Raw genomic sequence first — 16,801 nt, forward strand, 5'->3', positions numbered from 1 at the left:
TCGGGCCGGATCGATCGGCCCGATCAGGCCCTCGCCAACCCCATCAGTTCGACGAGCAGTTTCGCGACCGCATCGGCCTCGGTGAGGAAGCCGTCGTGTCCGTCGCGTGACTCGAGGACGCGCAGACCGTCGCAATTGGGCAGACCATCTGCGATCTCCTGCTGCAATCGGATCGGGTAGAGCCGATCGGAATCGACACCCGCGACGATCGTCGGCACACGCGTGCTCCCCAATGCGGCCTCGATGCCACCGCGACCGCGGCCCACGTCGTGCCGGTTCATTGCGTCGCTGAGCACCACATAGGTCCCGGGATCGAATCGGTTGACGAGCTTCGACGCCTGGTGGTCGAGATAGCTCTGCACCGCGTAGCGCCCGTCACTCCACGGATCCTCGTCGTCTTGAGCAAGATTCGCGAACCGTGAGTCGAGTTCTTCCTCGCTGCGGTATGACAGGTGGGCCATGCGGCGGGCAATTCCCAGCCCGGCCTCCGGTCGGCGGCCACTCTCGTAGTAGTCGCCGCCCTGCCAGTCCGGATCTGCCATGATGGCAGCGATCTGGGTGCTCTGGATGCCGATCTGATCGGCGGTGGCACGGGCACCGACTGCGAGGACCAGCGCTGCCCGCACCCGGTTCGGGTGGGTGACGATCCATTCGAGCGACCTCATGCCACCCATCGATCCACCCGTCACCGCGGCCAACGAGTCGATGCCGAGAGCATCGAGAAGGGCGGATTCCGCGGTGATCTGATCGCGGATGGTGATCCGGGGGAATCGCGAACCCCACGGTTTTCCGTCGGGCGCGGTGCTGCCCGGTCCGGTGGTGCCTTGGCATCCGCCGAGGACGTTGGTGGCAACCACGCACCATCGGTCGGTGTCGATCGGGGCGCCGGGGCCGACCATGCCGGACCACCAGCCGGGGGACGGGTGATCCGGTCCGGCGGGCCCGGTGATGTGTGAGTCGCCGGTCAGGGCGTGCTCGACGAGTACGACGTTGTCGCGGGTGGGCGACAGCGCGCCCCACCGCTGCAGAGCGATGGTGACGTCGGGAAGGATGTCGCCGCTCTCGAGGGTGATGTTGCCGATGTCGACTGTGTCGAGCTGTCCGTCTTCCGCGGGGAGTTCGATCCGCCGACGGTTGGTACCTGCTGTCAAGATGCGACCGCCTCGAGGCCGGTGGTGATGGTCATCGCGTCCTACTTGCCATGTCGGAGGGCTGGAGGGGGCGCCGGTGTCGACAGTTCATCAGCATTTCGAACCTCCCAGGAGCCGGCTTGTCGTCGGCGGTGCGCCGACGACCGTGTCCTCACCCGGAGCACCCCACCCTGGCCGGAGGGTTGCCGACCAGCAAGCCGGGGCTTCGCGCTGGCACTCATGACCTCGTCGGAAGTCTAACGGCTGGGTCGGGCGGCTCGATAGGCGGCTCTCGACCTCTCCTCGGCCGGTGTCGGACATGGCGAAAGTTACTGCTCAGTAGCGTTCGAGAGGGCGTGACCAGGGTTGTGTGCGGATCGAATAGCAGTACGCTTGTTCTGTTTGGCTCCGCACCGGACGCGTGCAGAGCCACGCTCGGATACCTGAGCTGAAGGCGGCCGTATTCCTGAAGTGCGGCCGATCGGGGACTCGACTGCCGTCCAAGGAGGACACGAACCGCGTATGTCCAAGATCAAGGTTGAGGGTAAGGTCGTCGAACTCGACGGCGACGAGATGACTCGCATCATCTGGCAGTTCATCAAAGACAAGCTCATCCATCCCTATCTGGATGTCGATCTCGAATACTACGACCTCGGCATCGAGAATCGCGATGCGACCGACGACCAGGTCACCATCGACTCCGCGAACGCCATCAAGAAGCACGGTGTCGGCGTCAAGTGCGCGACCATCACCCCGGACGAAGCGCGCGTCGAGGAATTCGGCCTGAAGAAGATGTGGCGGTCGCCCAACGGCACAATCCGTAACATCCTCGGCGGCACCATCTTCCGGGCCCCCATCATCATCTCCAACGTGCCTCGGTTGGTTCCGGGCTGGACCAAGCCGGTCATCGTCGGCCGTCACGCATTCGGCGACCAGTACCGCGCCACCGACTTCAAGGTCCCCGGGGCCGGCACCGTCACCATCACCTACACTCCGGACGACGGTTCCGAGCCGATCGAGCACGAGGTCTGCAGGATCCCCGAGGACGGCGGCGTCGTCATGGGGATGTACAACTACAAGAAGTCCATCCAGGACTTCGCGCGCGCCTCGCTGTCCTACGGTCTGCAGCGCAATTACCCGGTCTACCTGTCGACCAAGAACACGATCCTCAAGGCCTACGACGGCATGTTCAAGGACGAGTTCCAGCGGATCTACGAGGACGAGTTCAAGGCGGAGTTCGACGCAGCGGGGCTCACCTACGAGCACCGCCTCATCGACGACATGGTGGCGTCGTCCCTCAAATGGGAAGGCGGCTACGTCTGGGCCTGCAAGAACTACGACGGTGATGTCCAGTCCGACACCGTCGCGCAGGGCTACGGCTCGCTCGGCCTCATGACCTCCGTACTGATGACCCCGGACGGCAGGACCGTCGAGGCAGAGGCCGCACACGGCACCGTCACCCGGCACTACCGGCAGCACCAGCAGGGCAAGCCGACGTCGACCAACCCGATCGCGTCGATCTTCGCCTGGACCCGTGGTCTCGAACATCGTGGCAAGCTCGACAGCACCCCCGAGGTCATCGAGTTCGCCCAGGCGCTCGAAGACGTTGTCATCAAGACTGTCGAGGCGGGCATCATGACCAAGGACCTCGCGCTGCTCGTCGGCCCCGAACAGTCGTGGCTGACCACCGAGGAGTTCCTCGGTGCGCTCGACGAAAACCTGCAGAAGGCCCGCGCCTCGCACTGAGATGCGGCCCTAGCGACGACACGGGATGTCCTACCAGGGGCGTCCCGTGTTCTCGGCTCCGGTCATCGCGGTTTTCGGCTCCGGTCATCGTGTCGGATACGGTGTCGGCGTGCCCCTCACCATCACCACAGTGAATGTCAACGGCGTACGCGCAGCGGCCGGCAAGGGCCTGCTGGCCTGGCTCGGGACATCGGCCGCCGACATCGTCTGTCTTCAGGAAGTGCGCGCGAGTGAGAAGCAGTTCCACACTGCGATTGCTCCGGCCCTCGACGCGGGCTGGCATGTCGTGGGATCCGAGTCGTCCGTCAAGGGCCGGGCGGGGGTCGCGATCCTGTCGAGAACGCCGGCAGATGCCGTGCGAGTGGGTTTCGACGACGACTTTGCCGAATCCGGCCGTTACATCGAGGCGGACTACGCGGATGTGACGGTCGGTAGCCTCTACCTGCCCACCGGCGAAGCGGAGACCCCGAAGCAGGACGACAAGGAACGCTTCATGAAGACCTTCGCCGTGCACCTGGGTGAGCGCGCGGCCGATGTCATCGAGGCGGGCCGGGACATGGTGGTGTGCGGCGACTGGAACATCGCCCACACCGAGCGCGACATCAAGAACTGGAAGGGCAACGTCCGCAAGTCAGGCTTCCTCCCCGGCGAGCGGGCCTGGGTCGACGATCTGCTCGCCACCGGCCGGTGGCGCGACGTCGTGCGCGACCTGCACGGTGATGTCGCGGGCCCTTATTCCTGGTGGTCCTACCGCGGCAAGGCCTTCGATACCGACGCCGGCTGGCGGATCGACTATCACCTCGTCACGCCGGCCCTGGCCGCCCGGACGACCGACGCGCGGGTCGAGCGCGCCGCGACCTACGCCGAGCGCTGGTCGGACCACGCCCCGGTCACCGTCACGTTCGGGTAGGCGCCATCGATCACGACAGCGTTCACTGCGGTACACATCGACCTCGTTCGGCCCCGGAAACCGGTGCGTGAAATTATCGAGGTCATGTCGACTGCAGATCAGAACGCCACAGCGCAGGATGCCCGCCCCGTCGCGCGGCCCCGGGTGCTCTCGGGTATCCAGCCCACGTCGGATTCGTTCCACCTCGGGAACTTCCTCGGTGCGTTGCAGCAGTGGGTTCCTGCGCAGGACGAGAACGACGCGTTCTATTTCATCCCCGACCTGCACGCCATCACCGTGCCGCAGAAGCCGAAGGAATTGCGCAAGCGGGTCCTCGTCGCCGCCGCGCAACTGCTGGCCGTCGGGATCGATCCGGAGCGCTCCGTACTGTTCGTGCAGAGCCAGGTCCCTGAGCACGCCGAGCTGTCCTGGGTGCTCAACTGCCTCACCGGTTTCGGCGAGGCGAGTCGTATGACGCAGTTCAAGGACAAGTCCGCCAAGCAGGGCTCCGAGCACGCAAGCGTCGGCCTGTTCACCTACCCGGTGCTCATGGCCGCAGACATCCTGCTCTACCGAGCCCACCAGGTCCCGGTCGGTGAGGATCAGCGGCAGCACCTCGAGCTCACCCGCGACCTCGCGCAGCGCTTCAACAAGCGTTTCGGGAAGACCTTCGTCGTCCCTGAAGCGCTCATCGTCAAGGGCACCGCCAAGATCTACGATCTGCAGGATCCGACGTCGAAGATGAGCAAGTCGGCTGCTACCGACGCCGGCCTGATCAATCTGCTCGACGATCCCAAGGTCTCGGCGAAGAAGATCAAGTCGGCGGTGACCGACAACGACCGCGAGATCCGGTTCGATCCGGAGAACAAGCCGGGCGTGAGCAATTTGCTCACCATCCAGTCGGCGCTGTCGGGCCGCTCGATCGACGAACTCGTCGCCGGGTACGAGGGCAAGGGCTACGGCGACCTCAAGGGCGACACCGCAGAGGTGCTCACCGAGTTCGTCACACCGCTGCGGGCGAAAGTGGACGAGTACCTCGCTGACGAGGCAGAACTGCTCCGGATTCTGTCGAACGGTGCGGACCGGGCACGTGAGGTGGCTTCCCGGACACTGGCCCAGGTCTATGACAAGGTGGGATTCCTACCGCGAAAGTGATTGCGTAAGGAGACCCAGATGGTCGGTGGCCCCGACGTCGACAACAAGCCCGGATTCCTCGAACGCCAACGTGCGGCCCGGCCGCGGCTCGACCATCTGGTGCGTTCCGGTATGCGATATCAGGAGAACAAGGGCAGCTACTACGCCGCGGGTCTCACATACTTCACGGTCCTCGCGATCGTCCCGGTCATCATGGTCGCGTTCTCGATCGCCGGTTTCGTCCTCGCCGGTCGGCCGGAGATGCTCGAGCAGATCAGCGATGCAATCACCGAGAACATCCCCGGTGAACTCGGTGGCACGGTCCAGGGAATCATCGATTCTGCGATCGATTCCCGCGGTGCAGTGGGTGTCATCGGTTTGATCACCGCGTCGTATGCCGGCCTCGGCTGGATGGCGAACCTGCGTGACGCGCTCACTGCCATGTGGGACAACCCGCGCGAGAAGGGCAACTTCCTCGTCGTCAAGCTCAAGGACGGCGGTGCACTGATCAGTTTGGGTCTCGCGATGGTCGTGTCGTTGGCGTTGTCGGCGGTCAGCAGCGGGCCGGTGATGCGGTGGATCGTGGAGTTCCTGAACGTCGAGAACATTGTCGGTGTGGGTGTGCTGCTGCGTATCGCCGCGCTCCTCATTGCGGTCGTCGCCACGAGTGCGGTGTTCACGTGGGTCATCGCCCGACTGCCGCGTGAACCGGTCCCGTTTCGCAGTGCGATCCTGGCCGGCGTGATCGCGGGCATCGGATTCGAGATCCTCAAACAGGTCGGTTCGATCTACTTGGAGAGGGTCCTCCAGGGTCCTGCGGGTGTTGCGTTCGGCCCGATTCTCGGCATCCTCGTGTTCGGAAACATCACCGCGCAGCTCGTGTTGTTCTGCACGGCGTTCGCCGCGTCGACGAAGGAGAGCCTCGCACTTGCGCACGTTCCCGCACCGGATCCCGCGGTGATCACCCCACGCGTCGAGGTCCGGGAAGGGCCGGGGGTGCGCGGGGGACTGGCTCTGCTCGGCGCCGGTGTCGTGGGTGGGGCGCTTGCGGGGGCCAGGCTGCGTCGTAAGTGACGGCGCCCGGGATCAATCCCGATGAAAACAGAATGCGGGCCGGCTCATGAGGAGCCGGCCCGCATTCTGTATTGGAGATCAGCGAGCGAACATCAGCGCGCGCTTGACTTCCTGGATCGCCTTCGTCACCTGGATGCCGCGAGGGCACGCGTCGGTGCAGTTGAAGGTGGTGCGGCAGCGCCACACACCTTCCTTGTCGTTGAGGATGTCCAGACGCTCGGCGGCACCTTCGTCACGCGAATCGAAGATGAAGCGGTGAGCGTTGACGATGGCAGCGGGACCGAAGTAGCTGCCGTCGCTCCAGTACACCGGGCACGAGGTGGTACAGCACGCGCACAGGATGCACTTGGTGGTGTCATCGAAACGCGCGCGGTCGTGCTGCGACTGGATGCGCTCGCGGGTCGGCTCGTTGCCGGTCGCGATCAGGAACGGCTTGACGGCGCGGAACGCGTCGAAGAACGGCTCCATGTCGACGATGAGGTCCTTCTCGACGGGAAGGCCGCGGATGGGCTCGATCGTGATGGTGACCGGCTTGCCGTCCTTGGGCAGCATGTCCTTCATCAGGATCTTGCAGGCCAGGCGGTTGACGCCGTTGATCCGCATCGCGTCGGAGCCACAGACACCGTGTGCGCAGCTGCGGCGGAAGGTGAGGGTGCCGTCGAGGTAGCCCTTCACGTACAGCAGCAGATTGAGCATCCGGTCGGTGGGAAGCGCGGGGACCTGGAACGAATCCCAGTGCTGGCCCTTGTCGTCCTCCGGGTTGAACCGGGCGATCTTGAGCGTGACCATGGTCGCGCCCTCGGGCACGGGAGGCAGCTCGGACACGGTGGCGTTGTCGTTCTTCTCGAGAGTTGTCATCAGTACTTACGCTCCATGGGCTCGTACCGGGTCTGGACCACCGGCTTGTAGTCCAGGCGGATGTCGGAGATCAGGTCCTCGCCCACCTTGTATGCCATGGTGTGCTTCATGTAGGTCGCGTCGTCCCGGTTCGGGTAGTCCTCGCGTGCGTGACCGCCGCGTGATTCCTTGCGGTTGAGGGCACCGACGACAGTCACCTCGGCCATTTCGAGCAGGAAGCCGAGCTCGACGGCCTCGAGCAGGTCGCTGTTGTAGCGCTTGCCCTTGTCGTGGACCGTGATCTCCTTGTAGCGCTTCTTCAGCTCGTGGACATCGTTGAGCGCCTGCGTCAGCGTCTCTTCGGTGCGGAACACCGAAGCGTTGTTGTCCATCGACTGCTGCAGATCGCGACGGATGTCCGCGACGCGCTCCTTGCCACCGGCATGCAGGATGCGGTCGAGCCACTCGTCGACGTACGCGGTGGGGGTCTCCGGCATGTCCACATGCTCGTGGCTGTTCGCGTACTCGGCGGCAGCGATGCCGGCGCGGCGGCCGAACACGTTGATGTCGAGCAGGGAGTTGGTGCCGAGACGGTTGGCGCCGTGCACCGACACGCACGCACACTCACCGGCGGCGTACAGGCCGGGGACGACGGTGTCGTTGTCGCGGAGGACCTCGCCCTGCACGTTGGTCGGAATACCGCCCATGACGTAATGGCAGGTCGGGTACACCGGAACGAGCTCGGTGACCGGGTCGACGCCGAGGTAGGTGCGCGCGAACTCGGTGATGTCGGGGAGCTTCTCCTCGAGGACGTCCTCGCCGAGGTGGGTCACGTCGATGTAGACGTAGTCCTTGTTCGGTCCGGCGCCGCGGCCTTCGAGCACCTCGAGAACCATCGAGCGCGCGACGATGTCGCGGGGGGCGAGGTCCTTGATGGTGGGGGCGTACCGCTCCATGAAGCGCTCGCCGTCGGCGTTGCGCAGGATGCCGCCCTCGCCGCGGACCGCTTCCGAGATGAGAATGCCGAGTCCGGCGAGTCCTGTCGGATGGAACTGGTGGAATTCCATGTCCTCGAGCGGCAGGCCCTTGCGGAAGATGATGCCCAGGCCGTCACCGGTGAGGGTGTGGGCGTTGGACGTCGTCTTGTACATGCGACCCGAGCCGCCGGTGGCGAACACGATCGACTTCGCGTGGAAGACGTGGATCTCACCGGTGGCGAGCTCGTAGGCGATGACACCCGTCGCGACCGGACCGTTCTCGGTCTCGGTCAGCGCGATGTCGAGCGCGTAGAACTCGTTGAAGAACTCGACGTCGTGCTTGACGCAGTTCTGGTACAGCGTCTGCAGGATCATGTGACCCGTGCGGTCTGCTGCGTAGCATGCGCGCCGGACCGGAGCCTTGCCGTGGTCGCGGGTGTGGCCACCGAATCGACGCTGGTCGATCTTGCCCTCGGGCGTGCGGTTGAACGGAAGACCCATCTTCTCGAGGTCGAGGACCGCGTCGATGGCTTCCTTCGCCATGATCTCGACGGCGTCCTGGTCGGCGAGGTAGTCGCCGCCCTTGACGGTGTCGAAGGTGTGCCACTCCCAGTTGTCTTCCTCGACGTTCGCCAGGGCGGCGCACATGCCACCCTGTGCGGCGCCGGTGTGGCTGCGAGTGGGGTAGAGCTTGGTCAGAACCGCGGTGCGGGCCCGGGGGCCGGCTTCGATCGCGGCGCGCATTCCTGCGCCACCCGCACCGACGATGACCACGTCATAACGATGTTCCTGCATGAAGTCTTGACTCCCCTAGCTCGCAACGATGTTGGGATCGAAGGTGAAGATCACGTAGGTGCCCAGGCCCATGATCAGGATCATCGACACGACCAGGATCGTGTTGAGCCAGAACCGGGTGGAGTCCTTGCGTGCGTAGTCCGCGATGACCGTGCGCAGGCCGTTGCCGCCGTGCAGCTGTGCGAGCCACAGCATCGACAGGTCCCAGACCTGCCAGAACGGGCTGGACCAGCGACCCGCGACGAAGGCGAAATTGATGCGGTGAACGCCGTCGTCGAGCATCAGCATGATCAGGAGGTGGCCGAGCACCAGGATGATCAGCGCGACGCCGGACAGGCGCATGAACATCCACGCGTAGAGCTCGAAGTTGTTCTTCGCGGTCTTGCGAGGCGAGCGGGGGTTGTCCAGGCTGGCCGGACGGTCGTATGTGGTGCCGAGTGACTTCGCTTCGGTCATGTCAGTGCCCCGCAAACATGTTGTAGAAGATGCGAATGGTCGAGGGGATCATCACCACGAACCAGATCGCCAGGATCGTCCAGAGCATCACGCGCTGGTACTTCGGGCCCTTGGACCAGAAGTCGACGAGCATGACGCGCAAGCCGTTCAGGGCGTGGTAGAGCACCATGGCCACCAGGCCGAGCTCCATCAGGCCGACGATCGGGTTCTTGTAGGTTTCGATGACCGCGTCGTAGGTCTCGGGGTTGACCCGGACGAGCGCGGTATCGAGGACGTGAACGAATAGGAAGAAGAAGGTCGCCACGCCGGTGATCCGGTGTAGAACCCAGGACCACATGCCGGGGTCCCCCCGGTATAGCGACCGTGTGCGCCCCGCGGGTGCGGGGGCGGCTTCAGTCGTGCTGCTCATCGAGTGCTGTGCCTCCAACGTCAATGGTGGACGCGTCGAGCCGCTCTCGCCTGTGGAAAACCGCAGTACCGGGCCCGACGTGAAACCTGAACCGACTTGGCATGACTCTAAACCCATCGCAAAGCCGGGAACTAATCTCCGGGCTGATTCGTACCGGAGTGAAATCGTAAGTTAGGTTTGCCTTTCCAACTGTGATCGCGGGAGGTGGGGGCGTCGAATCGTTGCGTAGGCCACCATGGAAGGATGTGGAATTGTGCCGGAAATTGATTGGAAGTCCTTGCGCGCCAATGCACATGAAGCTATGAGGCATTCCTATGCGCCCTACTCGAAGTTTCCGGTGGGGGCCGCTGCTCTCACCTTGGACGGCAGGACGGTGAGCGGCTGCAATGTGGAAAATGTCTCACACGGGTTGGGTCTTTGTGCCGAATGCGTACTCGTCGGTAACTTGATCTCCGGTGGTGGGGGTCGCCTTCGAGCGGTCGCCGTGTGCGACGCGCGCGGGGCGTTACTGATGCCGTGCGGCCGATGCCGGCAGGTCCTCCTGGAACACGGCGGCCCCGGCCTGCTCGTCGACACCACCGCCGGTGCCCGCCCGATGTCGGAACTCCTTCCCGATGCCTTCGGTCCCGAGGATCTTGCCGCGACCAGGCCCGACGGTGCTGACCATGCCTGAAATCACCTCGATCATCCGAAGCAAGCGTGACGGCTTCGAGCTGACCGGATCCGAAATCGACTGGGTGATAGAAGCGTTCACCCACGGGATCATTGCCGATGAGCAGATGTCCGCGCTCGCCATGGCCATCTACTTCCGGGGAATGAGCCGCACCGAGACCTCGCGCTGGACGACGGCGATGATCGACTCGGGCCGGCGACTCGACTTCACCGGTCTGGGCCTGCGCACCGTCGACAAGCACTCCACCGGAGGGGTCGGGGACAAGATCACCCTTCCCCTCGCGCCGTTGGTTGCCGCGTGCGGAGTTGCGGTACCGCAACTGTCGGGCCGCGGGCTCGGACACACCGGAGGCACGCTCGACAAACTCGAATCGATTCCCGGCTGGCGCGCCGACCTGAGCACTGCCGAGATGGCGAAGATCCTGACCGACCCCGCCGGCGGTGCCGTCGTCTGTGCCGCCGGCGCCGACCTGGCCCCAGCCGACCGCAAGCTCTACGCGCTGCGCGACGTGACCGGAACCGTCGAATCGATCCCCCTCATCGCCAGTTCGATCATGAGCAAGAAGATCGCCGAGGGCACGGGCGCGCTGGTCCTCGACGTGAAGGTCGGTAGTGGGGCATTCATGAAGGAACTCGGTGAGGCGCGCGAACTCGCCCGGACGATGGTGGAGCTGGGTACCGATGCGGGACTGATCACCACCGCGCTGCTCACCCGGATGGACACGCCGCTCGGGCGCACCGCGGGCAATGCGCTCGAAGTGCGGGAGGCGATCGAGGTGCTCGAGGGTGGTGGGCCCGCCGACATCGTCGAGCTCACCCTCGCGCTCGCGAGCGACATGCTGGCCGCGGCGGGCGTCGAAGACATCGACCCTGCCGACCGGTTACGCGACGGATCCGCGATGGACCGCTGGCGCTCGATGATCGCGGCGCAAGACGGTAACCCCGACGCGCCGCTGCCGACCGCGCTCCACACCGAGACCGTGTACGCCGAGTCGGACGGCGTCCTCGTCGGTCTCGATGCCCTGGCAGTCGGGCTCTCGGCGTGGAGGCTCGGGGCCGGGCGGACACAACAGGGGAGTCGGGTGCAGGCGGGAGCAGGCGTCGAACTGCACACCACGGTGGGGGATTCGGTCCGTGCCGGACAGCCGATCGCCACGCTGCACACCGATACCCCGGGTGCGTTCCCGGCGGCACTCGCCGCCCTGCACGGCGGGGTGCTGATCGGGGCCGAGCAGGCCGCGAAGCGCCCCCTCGTCATCGAGCGGATCACCGGGTAGGCGACTACCGTCCGGAGCATGAACGAGAAGCCGGGAGGGGCGCGGCTTCGGCTCGCGCCGAAAGTGGTCCTGCACGACCACCTGGACGGCGGGCTACGGCCCGACACGATCCTCGAACTCGCCGATGACTGCGGTCATCACCTGCCGGCCGATACGGCAGGCGGGCTCGCCTCGTGGTTCCGTGACTCCGCCGACAGCGGGTCGCTCGAGCGCTACCTGGAGACCTTCGAGCACACCGTCGCGGTGATGCAGACCCCCGAGGGGCTCGAGCGGGTCGCGCGCGAATGTGTCATCGACCTCGCCGAGGACGGCGTCGTCCACGCCGAGATCCGGTTCGCACCCGAGCAACACCTCGAGCGCGGTCTGAGTCTGGACCGTGTGGTCGAGCATGTCCTCGAAGGGTTCCGTGCGGGGGAGTCGGAGGTGGCAGCGGCAAGTGGGCGACGCATTCGGGTCGGGTGCCTGCTCACCGCAATGCGGCATGCCGCACGGTCTCGGGAGATCGCCGAACTGGCCGTGCGGTTCCGCGATCGTGGGGTCGTCGGATTCGACATCGCGGGCGCCGAGGCCGGAAATCCTCCGAGCAGGCACCTCGACGCCTTCGAGTACACGCGCGCCGCGAACGCACACTTCACCATTCACGCCGGTGAGGCGTTCGGCTTGCCGTCGATCCATGAGGCGGTCGCGTTCTGCGGCACCGACCGTCTCGGGCACGGAGTGCGCATCGTCGACGACATCACCGTCCACGCGGACGGCACGGCAACCCTGGGGCTACTCGCGAACTATGTGCGGGACAAGAGGATCCCGCTGGAACTGTGTCCCAGCTCCAATGTGCAGACCGGTGCCGTGCGGACCATCGAGGAGCACCCCTTCGACCTGCTCGCTCGACTGCGCTTCCGAGTGACAGTCAACACCGACAACCGACTGATGAGCGACACCACGATGACGCGGGAGATGACCCGACTGGTCGAGGCGTTCGGTTACGGGTGGTCGGATCTCGAGCGCTTCACCATCAACGCGATGAAGTCGGCGTTCCTCCCGTTCGATCAACGCCTCGAACTGATCGACGACGTGATCAAACCCGGCTACGCAGTGCTCGTCGGCTGAGTACCCGGCTCGGTACTCGACCGCGCGGAACGCGCTGACCGTTTCACAGCTTGCGAAGGTGGGCCTCGAACTCGCGCTCGAGGTCGCGCCACGCGACGGCCTCCGCATCGAACGGTGCGCTCGGCGCGAGCCTGCTCGAATCCGGCTCGATCACATAGTTGACGAACCAGCCCAGCTCTGTCGAGGCGGCGAGTGCCGCGTCGGTCGCGTCCTCGCCGACGTAGTTCGCGGCATCGGTGAACAGCTCGACGGCGAGTTCCATCTGCTCGGGATCGACCGCGGTGACGCCCTCGGCGATGTCGTCGGCGATGCCGGTGAGTACGTAGACGTTGTCCTCGGTGACCGCGACCTCGAGCGAGCCGTCCGTGGCGGCGTGGCGGATGGCCTCGTACGTCTCCAGCGGTGCCAGATCGTGGTCGTGATTGTCGGCGAGGTACCGGCCGAGCGCGCGTTCGGACCCGAACACGAGGATCGAGCCCTCGGATCCGAGGAACACGGCGTCGTCGTCGAGGTAGCAACGCAACGTGAACCACGTGCCCTCGGTGGTGATGATCTTGATGGGGTCGATGCCGACGGACGCCCAGAAATCATCGCCCGCCTCGTCGTCGACGTACTCGTATTCGTCGTCCTCGGCATCGTCGACCGCGTCGTCCGCCTCGACGTCGTTCTCGTCGACCGCGACCAGTTCCGACTCGATCTCCGATAGGGCAGCCTCATCGGTGTCCGGGGTCGTGACGACCGCGTCGAGCGCGTCGATCACAGCATCCCAGTCCTCGACGACCGCGGCACCGAGTTTGTTCCACAGGTCCGCGCCGGTGCGGTCGTCGAACGCCGCGACGCCGTACCTGAGGACTGTGTCCACTTCGGGGCGTTCGAAGAATTTGGTGACCACATCGAGCTCACACACGTCGCCGAGGATGCTGACGATGTCGAAGGTGTCCTGGAGTTCCGAGACGAAGACCGGGTCGAGATCGCCGGCCACGAGCTCCGGGACTCCGATCAGATCGAACGCGTGAGCCTCGTCGGGCTCGAACTCGATGGCGGCGAGCTTCGACACGACCGGCCACGCCGGATGCTCGACGAGATCGTTGTCGTTGTTCGCGCGCACGAACGCGACGAGGTGCGCGACCGATGGGAACCCGTACAGGTCGTCGCCGTGGCCGAGGAAGGCCTCCCACTCGTCGTCACCTTCGCGCCACTTCGGCGCCCACAAGGTGACGAGGTCGCCGTCGGTGAGACCGAGTTCGATCGGGACGATGTCTCCAGCCATGGCGCGAAGCCTAACCATGTCGGCGCCGAAGATATAGCGCGGGAGGGGAGAAAAGCGTCACCCGAGCGCGCTCCGCAGGTCTTGGAGCAGTCGGGTGCGTTCCGCGCCTGCTCGGCGCGCGGCCTCGTGAACGGTCGCGAGGATCTCGGCCCCGAGTTCTGCTGCGTCGCGCCGAGTCACCGAATCTGCCAGTTCCAGACCCGCCAGGGCGCCTCGACCGTCGACGTGCGCGACGATGCTGCCGTCCTCGTTCTTCGCGGATCCGCGTACCGTGCCGAGTCCGTCGAGCGTGTGCTCGAGCGCGCCGAGTCGGGTGCGTACGCGGTCGACGATTTCTTCGACCTGGTGTTCGCTCATGACCTGTCGTCCTTCCGTTGATGTGGTGTCGGGTTCGCGGTCGCAGGAACTGCTCGGTTGCAGGAACTACAGGGGCCGGTGCATCCAGGTCGGGTGCATGCCACGACCGTCGTCGTGTTCGAGATCGGGGAGGTCGTCGCGGGTGGGCATGCCCATCCGGTCGAGGACATCGTTGTGGACGCCCTGAGCGGACAATTGCTCGCGCCGCAGAATCGCCGCTTCGAGCGCGGCCCGCCGGTTCAGCGCCACGATGCCCTCGGCGAGTTGTGCCGCCCCGAACCGCAGTTCTCGCGGGTCGATGCGCAGGTCGATCGGCAGGCCTTCGTCGGTGGCGCGGACCCGGATCGTGCCGGCAGCGTTCTGCGCAGTGGCCGTCACGGGGATCGTCTTGTCGGTGTCCATACACGGTTGGACGCATCGGGCGGCGTATCGGTTCCCTCGGGCGCGGGGAGGTTCGGGTCACACCTTCGGGCTTCACCGTTACTCCGTAGGCCGGTAGAAGCCCTGGAACCCCATCTCACCGTTCGTGGTCCGGATGGGGGTCACGGCGACGGGGTCGCCTGCTTCGACCATCATCCCGCCCCCGACGACCATCGCGACGTGCCCGTCCCAGACTGCGAGGTCGCCCGGCAGCACGGACCCGGAGTCGACAGGCGTTCCGATGTCCTGTTCCTGCGCGAGTCGCGGAATCTCGAGACCGGCCTCCCCGTATGCCCACTGTGTCAGGCCGCTGCAGTCGAGTCCGCGACCCGGAGTGGTGCCACCCCAGACGTACGGAGTTCCCTGTTGGTCGAGTGCGCGACGGACGGCTTCGGCGGCGGTCGGGTTCGGAGCATGGGCGACGGTGCCATCGGGCAGAGTCACCGCGACGCCGCCACCTGCCCCGGGTGCCGAGCCGCCCATCGTGGATATCTCACCGGATCCCGTCGACAGAGTCCCGGACGAGGCAGACACCGTGTCGCCCTCGCCCGGTATCGCTGCCCCCGCGGGTGGCTCGGGGATCAACGCGGTCACCGTCGCGGTGAGCTCGCCGAGCGCGGCAACCACCCGCGTGAGCACGCCCAGGCCCTGGGAGATGTGCTCGATCGCGGCGGTGATCAGCATCAATTGCCCCTGCGGGACGGCCAGCGCGGGTGCTGCTTGCTGGGCAAGCGCGACGAACGAGTCGATGATGCGCTTCAACTCGACCGCGCCGGTGACCACGACGACCGTGGCGTCGAGGACGCTGGTGGCGAGCTCGATCCCCTGGTCGACGGCACCGATGGTGTCGGCGAGGATTCTCTCGCCGCTGCCGAGCGCGGCTTCGGCGGCGGTACCGGTCCACCCCCACGAGAGTTCTGCGAGCGCACTTCGGCACGTTGCCTGCGCTTCCTCCGCGATCGCGCATCCGGCGCGCACGCCGCTGCCCGGGTCCGAACCCGGTGGCACATCGGAGCCGAAGACTCCGAGCAGATCGTGCAGCGGTGCGACGAGGGCGTCTGCCCCCACCCCGGCCATCACTGGACGGTCTCGGAGATGTCGAACCTGTCGGCAGTGTTACGCAGTGCGGTGACCGTCTCGTTCTCCGTGCGGTCGTACGCAGCCGCGGTCAGCGTCGCTGTCGCGCCCATCCCCGCGAGGACCTCGCGGATCCGGTCCAGTTCGCGGGAGTGGCCGTCGTGTGCGGCGATGAACGCCGCGAGGAAGCCGGCGCCGACCGGGCCGAGCAGGGATGTGAGCCCGGCGGGGTCGGTCGTCCTGGTCTGGAGTGCAGCCTGGTCGATCTGTTCGGCGAGGCCGGCGGCGACGCGGCCGAATCCCGCGATCACCTCGGTATCGGCATGAAGTGTTCCGGTGTCGGTCTCTGGGTGGGGCACCGCGTGTCTCCTCGTTCACCGTTGGACGTGTGTCACATTGTTTCGACGCACCGGACGGCCCCGCGGTTCCCTCGTTCTATCCTTCGATTCATGGATTCGCTCGTGGTCGACCATCCGCTCGCTTCTTCCCTGCTCACGATCCTGCGGGACGAACGCAGCGACAACGCTGCCTTCCGGCACGCTTTGCGCCGGCTCACCCAGATGCTGATCTACGAGGCGGTGCGCGAGGCGCCGGTCGAGACGTTCGAGGTTCGGACACCCGTGACCGTCACGACCGGCGTTCGGTTGAAGCAACCGCCGTTGCTCGTCCCGGTTCTGCGTGCCGGGCTCGGCATGGTCGAGCAGGCGCACGCTCTCATCCCGCAGGCTCAGGTCGGTTTCGTGGGTCTGGCACGCGACGAGAAGACCTTCGAACCGGTGCCGTACCTGGAGTCGTTGCCCGAGGACCTGTCGGGGCTGCCGGTGTTCGTGCTCGACCCGATGCTCGCGACCGGGGGCTCGATGGTGCAGACGCTCGACATGCTGGCGTCGCGAGGCGCGACCGACATCACCGCGGTGTGCGTGGTGGCGGCGCCGCAGGGAGTCGAGACGCTCGCTGCGTCGGGGCATCCGGTTCGTCTGGTGACCGCGTCGATCGATGAGGGACTCAACGAGGCGAAGTACATCGTTCCGGGTCTGGGCGACGCCGGCGATCGCCAGTTCGGACCGCGTTGATACCCGCTAGGGGTATGTTACGTATGTGACCAATGGTCCTGGTGTGACGCAAGAGCGTTTCTGATTCGTGATTGAACGGTGATCGGCTTCGCTGCGTGGGG

At 65.7% G+C, this 16,801-nt stretch carries 18 protein-coding genes and 1 riboswitch; of the genes, 8 read left to right on the forward strand and 10 right to left on the reverse strand.

Translation table 11 applies throughout. The annotated features are described in order from the left end of the window. Window positions 1–23 precede the first annotated feature (23 nt). Window positions 24–1,151 carry a homoserine O-acetyltransferase MetX gene (gene metX / locus ACZ46K_RS14535; protein WP_464748908.1) on the reverse strand — a complete coding sequence of 376 codons (1,128 nt, stop codon included), beginning with the start codon at window positions 1,149–1,151 and terminating at the stop codon, window positions 24–26. A 110-nt stretch (window positions 1,152–1,261) separates the two neighbouring features. Beyond that, window positions 1,262–1,376, reverse strand: a riboswitch (SAM riboswitch). A gap of 276 nt (window positions 1,377–1,652) precedes the next feature. Between metX and ACZ46K_RS14540 the strand changes: the two genes are divergently transcribed. The 4 genes from ACZ46K_RS14540 to yhjD all read left to right on the forward strand — a co-directional run bounded on the left by ACZ46K_RS14540 (window position 1,653) and on the right by yhjD (window position 5,973). After that, the gene (locus ACZ46K_RS14540; RefSeq protein ID WP_054807611.1) at window positions 1,653–2,876 is read left to right on the forward strand and encodes an NADP-dependent isocitrate dehydrogenase; all 1,224 of its coding nucleotides are present in this window, start codon (window positions 1,653–1,655) and stop codon (window positions 2,874–2,876) included. Between the two features lie 109 nt (window positions 2,877–2,985). After that, complete coding sequence (locus ACZ46K_RS14545; protein ID WP_464748910.1) at window positions 2,986–3,786, forward strand: exodeoxyribonuclease III; 801 nt, start codon at window positions 2,986–2,988, stop codon at window positions 3,784–3,786. An 84-nt stretch (window positions 3,787–3,870) separates the two neighbouring features. Next, the gene (gene trpS / locus ACZ46K_RS14550) at window positions 3,871–4,920 is read left to right on the forward strand and encodes a tryptophan--tRNA ligase (RefSeq protein ID WP_054806615.1); all 1,050 of its coding nucleotides are present in this window, start codon (window positions 3,871–3,873) and stop codon (window positions 4,918–4,920) included. An 18-nt stretch (window positions 4,921–4,938) separates the two neighbouring features. Continuing rightward, entirely contained in the window at window positions 4,939–5,973 is a 1,035-nt protein-coding gene (gene yhjD, locus ACZ46K_RS14555; protein ID WP_464748912.1) for an inner membrane protein YhjD, read from the forward strand. Window positions 5,974–6,051: 78 nt separating this feature from the next. Here yhjD and ACZ46K_RS14560 read toward each other — a convergent pair whose 3' ends face one another. From ACZ46K_RS14560 to sdhC, 4 genes are read right to left on the reverse strand one after another with little or no spacing between them, the layout of a single operon-like run. Continuing rightward, window positions 6,052–6,831 (reverse strand): succinate dehydrogenase iron-sulfur subunit, encoded by a 780-nt coding sequence (locus tag ACZ46K_RS14560; RefSeq protein ID WP_054810517.1) that lies wholly within the window; start codon window positions 6,829–6,831, stop codon window positions 6,052–6,054. Then, window positions 6,831–8,582 (reverse strand): succinate dehydrogenase flavoprotein subunit, encoded by a 1,752-nt coding sequence (gene sdhA, locus ACZ46K_RS14565; protein ID WP_464748914.1) that lies wholly within the window; start codon window positions 8,580–8,582, stop codon window positions 6,831–6,833. Before sdhA ends, ACZ46K_RS14560 begins: the two co-directional genes overlap by 1 nt. A gap of 15 nt (window positions 8,583–8,597) precedes the next feature. Further along, on the reverse strand, window positions 8,598–9,038 hold the full coding sequence (locus tag ACZ46K_RS14570) for a succinate dehydrogenase hydrophobic membrane anchor subunit (protein ID WP_054806613.1): 441 nt from the start codon (window positions 9,036–9,038) through the stop codon (window positions 8,598–8,600). Window position 9,039: 1 nt separating this feature from the next. Then, the gene (sdhC, locus tag ACZ46K_RS14575; RefSeq protein WP_464748916.1) at window positions 9,040–9,447 is read right to left on the reverse strand and encodes a succinate dehydrogenase, cytochrome b556 subunit; all 408 of its coding nucleotides are present in this window, start codon (window positions 9,445–9,447) and stop codon (window positions 9,040–9,042) included. A gap of 253 nt (window positions 9,448–9,700) precedes the next feature. Here sdhC and ACZ46K_RS14580 point away from each other — a divergent pair, with 253 nt between their 5' ends. Genes ACZ46K_RS14580 through ACZ46K_RS14590 form a run of 3 tightly spaced genes read left to right on the forward strand, consistent with a single transcriptional unit; the run spans window position 9,701 to window position 12,503 of the window. Beyond that, the gene (locus tag ACZ46K_RS14580) at window positions 9,701–10,120 is read left to right on the forward strand and encodes a cytidine deaminase (RefSeq protein WP_464748918.1); all 420 of its coding nucleotides are present in this window, start codon (window positions 9,701–9,703) and stop codon (window positions 10,118–10,120) included. Next, window positions 10,113–11,396 (forward strand): thymidine phosphorylase, encoded by a 1,284-nt coding sequence (locus tag ACZ46K_RS14585; RefSeq protein WP_464748920.1) that lies wholly within the window; start codon window positions 10,113–10,115, stop codon window positions 11,394–11,396. The genes ACZ46K_RS14580 and ACZ46K_RS14585 overlap by 8 nt, the downstream gene beginning before the upstream one ends. An 18-nt stretch (window positions 11,397–11,414) precedes the next feature. Continuing rightward, complete coding sequence (locus ACZ46K_RS14590) at window positions 11,415–12,503, forward strand: adenosine deaminase (RefSeq protein WP_054806614.1); 1,089 nt, start codon at window positions 11,415–11,417, stop codon at window positions 12,501–12,503. A gap of 43 nt (window positions 12,504–12,546) precedes the next feature. Here ACZ46K_RS14590 and ACZ46K_RS14595 read toward each other — a convergent pair whose 3' ends face one another. The 5 genes from ACZ46K_RS14595 to ACZ46K_RS14615 all read right to left on the reverse strand — a co-directional run bounded on the left by ACZ46K_RS14595 (window position 12,547) and on the right by ACZ46K_RS14615 (window position 15,986). Continuing rightward, a complete protein-coding gene (locus tag ACZ46K_RS14595) occupies window positions 12,547–13,773 on the reverse strand; it encodes a primosomal protein (RefSeq protein WP_464748922.1) in 1,227 nt (408 codons plus the stop codon). A gap of 57 nt (window positions 13,774–13,830) precedes the next feature. Next, the gene (locus ACZ46K_RS14600; RefSeq protein WP_464748924.1) at window positions 13,831–14,130 is read right to left on the reverse strand and encodes a YbaB/EbfC family nucleoid-associated protein; all 300 of its coding nucleotides are present in this window, start codon (window positions 14,128–14,130) and stop codon (window positions 13,831–13,833) included. 66 nt (window positions 14,131–14,196) lie between these two features. Continuing rightward, window positions 14,197–14,532, reverse strand: a complete 336-nt coding sequence (locus ACZ46K_RS14605) for a hypothetical protein (RefSeq protein WP_464748926.1) — start codon at window positions 14,530–14,532, stop codon at window positions 14,197–14,199. A 78-nt stretch (window positions 14,533–14,610) separates the two neighbouring features. Beyond that, window positions 14,611–15,627: a C40 family peptidase gene (locus ACZ46K_RS14610; protein WP_464748928.1), complete on the reverse strand. Its 1,017-nt coding sequence runs from the start codon at window positions 15,625–15,627 to the stop codon at window positions 14,611–14,613. Next, window positions 15,627–15,986, reverse strand: a complete 360-nt coding sequence (locus tag ACZ46K_RS14615; protein ID WP_464748930.1) for a type VII secretion target — start codon at window positions 15,984–15,986, stop codon at window positions 15,627–15,629. The genes ACZ46K_RS14610 and ACZ46K_RS14615 overlap by 1 nt, the downstream gene beginning before the upstream one ends. Window positions 15,987–16,076: 90 nt before the next feature. Between ACZ46K_RS14615 and upp the strand changes: the two genes are divergently transcribed. Further along, a complete protein-coding gene (gene upp, locus ACZ46K_RS14620) occupies window positions 16,077–16,700 on the forward strand; it encodes a uracil phosphoribosyltransferase (RefSeq protein ID WP_054807721.1) in 624 nt (207 codons plus the stop codon). Window positions 16,701–16,801: the final 101 nt, after the last annotated feature.

This window comes from Rhodococcus sp. JCM 9793 (assembly GCF_055380405.1).

Excerpts from the sequence above, each read along its gene's own strand:
- ACZ46K_RS14540 (WP_054807611.1), top strand. The coding sequence starts at position 1,653 with ATGTCCAAGATCAAGGTTGAGGGTAAGGTCGTCGAACTCGACGGCGAC.
- trpS (WP_054806615.1), top strand. The coding sequence starts at position 3,871 with ATGTCGACTGCAGATCAGAACGCCACAGCGCAGGATGCCCGCCCCGTC.
- yhjD (WP_464748912.1), top strand. The coding sequence starts at position 4,939 with ATGGTCGGTGGCCCCGACGTCGACAACAAGCCCGGATTCCTCGAACGC.
- ACZ46K_RS14560 (WP_054810517.1), bottom strand. The coding sequence starts at position 6,831 with ATGACAACTCTCGAGAAGAACGACAACGCCACCGTGTCCGAGCTGCCT.
- sdhA (WP_464748914.1), bottom strand. The coding sequence starts at position 8,582 with ATGCAGGAACATCGTTATGACGTGGTCATCGTCGGTGCGGGTGGCGCA.
- ACZ46K_RS14570 (WP_054806613.1), bottom strand. The coding sequence starts at position 9,038 with ATGACCGAAGCGAAGTCACTCGGCACCACATACGACCGTCCGGCCAGC.
- sdhC (WP_464748916.1), bottom strand. The coding sequence starts at position 9,447 with ATGAGCAGCACGACTGAAGCCGCCCCCGCACCCGCGGGGCGCACACGG.
- ACZ46K_RS14585 (WP_464748920.1), top strand. The coding sequence starts at position 10,113 with ATGCCTGAAATCACCTCGATCATCCGAAGCAAGCGTGACGGCTTCGAG.
- ACZ46K_RS14590 (WP_054806614.1), top strand. The coding sequence starts at position 11,415 with ATGAACGAGAAGCCGGGAGGGGCGCGGCTTCGGCTCGCGCCGAAAGTG.
- ACZ46K_RS14595 (WP_464748922.1), bottom strand. The coding sequence starts at position 13,773 with ATGGCTGGAGACATCGTCCCGATCGAACTCGGTCTCACCGACGGCGAC.
- ACZ46K_RS14600 (WP_464748924.1), bottom strand. The coding sequence starts at position 14,130 with ATGAGCGAACACCAGGTCGAAGAAATCGTCGACCGCGTACGCACCCGA.
- ACZ46K_RS14605 (WP_464748926.1), bottom strand. The coding sequence starts at position 14,532 with ATGGACACCGACAAGACGATCCCCGTGACGGCCACTGCGCAGAACGCT.
- ACZ46K_RS14610 (WP_464748928.1), bottom strand. The coding sequence starts at position 15,627 with ATGGCCGGGGTGGGGGCAGACGCCCTCGTCGCACCGCTGCACGATCTG.
- upp (WP_054807721.1), top strand. The coding sequence starts at position 16,077 with ATGGATTCGCTCGTGGTCGACCATCCGCTCGCTTCTTCCCTGCTCACG.